Genomic DNA, 2,454 nt, shown 5'->3' on the forward strand with positions numbered 1-2,454 from the left:
CTGTTTTGTATATTCGTCTATATACTCCATCCAGCCGTCGAAGCTCAGAAAGTCTTTTGCACTGTCCTGTATCTCCTCCAGGATATCCATATAATCGTCCTCACTCACGCCCCTGTACTCAGCATATTCCCTCACATACGCATCCAGTCCAACCGCTTTCCTTATATAATTCACGGCCGCGTACGGCGCAAGTCTGCTTATCCTCTCCAGATCGTTCTCAAGGACATTTATGTTGTTGACTATCCTATACTTATCCTTATAATGCTGCCTCAGCTCCTCAAAGTTCACCACCGGCGAGTCAAATGCATCCCTGCTTATATACCTGTTCGGCTTGTTGATGATTCTGAGAACTGTTCTCCTGTCCCTGTTACCCCTTGCAAGCCTTATATAGTCAAATATGTTCTCAGCAAGAAAATGCGTGAAGATATTTGGTATGTTATCCTTCATCAAAAATGGTATGCCATTTTCCATGAGCTTTGAAGCCAGCGCCCTCGGCTCGGTATTCGTCCTGAATATGATCGCCATTTCACGGTATGGAATACCAGCCCGGTTAAGCTCTGTTATCCTGTCTATGATCTTCTTATTCTGCTCCGTCATGCTGTCCGTCTTAACTATATGGACTCTGTCGCTCTGTCCCGCGGCAAATGCCGACCTGAGCTGCTTCTCATATCTGTCCCGGTTGTTCTGTATTATCCGCTTCGAGCACTCAACTATATCGTAGCTGCAGCGGTAATTGACATTCAGGTATTCTATGACCGTACCATGGAAATCCTCCGGGAACTTCTTCATTATAGCCGGAGCAGCCCCCCTGAAGCCATACACCGACTGATCATCGTCACCCACGGAAAATACGTTCTGTCTCTCTCCGGCCAGCAGCTTCACAATGTCATACTGGATCATATTTATATCCTGGAACTCATCTATGAGTATGTACCGAAACTTGTTCTGCCACATCTTAAGTATGTCTGGTCTCTCCGACAATAGCTCATATGTGAACACCAGCATATCGTCAAAATCTATCTTCCCGCATCTTCTCAGGAAATTCTCATACTCATCGCACACAATGCGGAAATCCTCAAGCTTCATCGTTGTGCTCTCATAGTTCTCAAGACTCACTCTCCCGCTCTTGACATTGCCTATCTCCCCGACAACATTCTTGGCAAAATCCTCCTGGCTGTCATACCTAAAGCCGTGTCTGTCTATGCTGTCCCTGATTGCTCCATACTTTTCGGAATCCGTGACGATATTCGCCGCTGTGTAATTATATGCATTTCTGAGCATCCAGAAAAACACAGAGTGAAACGTTCCAAATGTTACTCCGCGGGTTCCCGGACACAGCTCCTGAAACCGCCCCTTCATCTCATTCGCCGCAGCCTTCGTGAAGGTTATGACCAGGATATTGTCCGGTCTCACACCATGTTCCTCTGTCATGTATTTTATCCTGTGGGTGATGACCGTAGTCTTACCTGAACCAGGTCCCGCAAGCAGCAGCATCGGCCCATCGCAGTGTCTCACCGCTCTCTTCTGGGATTCATTAAATTCCATCTGTATATCCTTTCACGCAAATATAAAAGGCGGTCAAAAGTTTACCCTTTAACCGCCTTCTCATATATGCCAGTTATATCAGCATGATATATATCATTACTTACCGCAGCACTTCTTGTACTTAAGTCCGCTTCCACATGGACATGGATCGTTTCTTCCAACCTTTGGTGCCTTGATGATAGTCTTAGATGACTTCTGTATCTTGTAGAGCTCGTCTCTCTTTGCCTTGGAGAATATTCCATCCCACTGAGGAAGAGTGTAGAGCCACTCTGCATTGCACTCAACCATGTTCATATAAAGCTTCTCATAATCTATAGGAAGCTTAACCTCTGAGTCCTCTGTCACATCATCAAGATTGTTTGATTCTGCAAGACTGTCATCTATTCCGTCGAGGAATCCGATCATATACTGAATAGTGAGTCCGTACTTCTCAGCAAGCTCTTTTACAGTTCCATGTACAGGGTCTGCAAGAGGATTAGCAAGAAGCTGCTCATATACGCCCTTCTCTGCCTGGAAATAATTAACCCAGAATTCCTTTCCCTCAGGTGTTCTGTCATCTAATCCGTATGCGTAATCACGCCATTCTTTTAATAAACTCATTTCATCTACCTCTTAAGTATTTTTTGAACTTTAAAGAGTATATCAAATTATGTAATTTTTTTCAACATATTTGTACTGTTCTACTTGTTCTGATCTCTCATATCTTCGCCCTTGCGTCTGAGCACCCTGGCGATGAGCCATATTCCCCAGCACACAACAGGAATGACCACATCAAGGAATATCATACCCATCAGATTATCACTTCCGGTTATTCCCATTATAAATGTAGCAACATACATTCCGATGAGCACAAGTACAAGCACTATAGCTCCAATTCTCTTCAATATATCCATATCAGTCTCTCTTCTT

The 2,454-nt window shown here is 44.3% G+C and carries 3 protein-coding genes; all 3 read right to left on the bottom strand.

The features are described from left to right. Nucleotides 1-1,545: ATP-dependent helicase (locus CCU_RS07445; RefSeq protein WP_208896087.1), on the bottom strand; the 1,545-nt coding region annotated here is incomplete at its 3' end. Nucleotides 1,546-1,641: 96 nt separating this feature from the next. Continuing rightward, nucleotides 1,642-2,145 (bottom strand): SEC-C metal-binding domain-containing protein, encoded by a 504-nt coding sequence (locus CCU_RS07450; protein WP_015534153.1) that lies wholly within the window; start codon nt 2,143-2,145, stop codon nt 1,642-1,644. A gap of 80 nt (nt 2,146-2,225) precedes the next feature. Further along, nucleotides 2,226-2,454: hypothetical protein (locus tag CCU_RS07455; protein WP_243440874.1), on the bottom strand; the 229-nt coding region annotated here is incomplete at its 5' end.

Origin of the sequence: Coprococcus sp. ART55/1 (genome assembly GCF_000210595.1) — a bacterium.
In the GTDB taxonomy this organism is placed as follows: domain Bacteria; phylum Bacillota; class Clostridia; order Lachnospirales; family Lachnospiraceae; genus Coprococcus; species Coprococcus aceti.

Bases quoted from the DNA above. Each gene is read 5' to 3' on its own strand.
- CCU_RS07450 (WP_015534153.1), bottom strand. From the start codon at position 2,145: ATGAGTTTATTAAAAGAATGGCGTGATTACGCATACGGATTAGATGAC.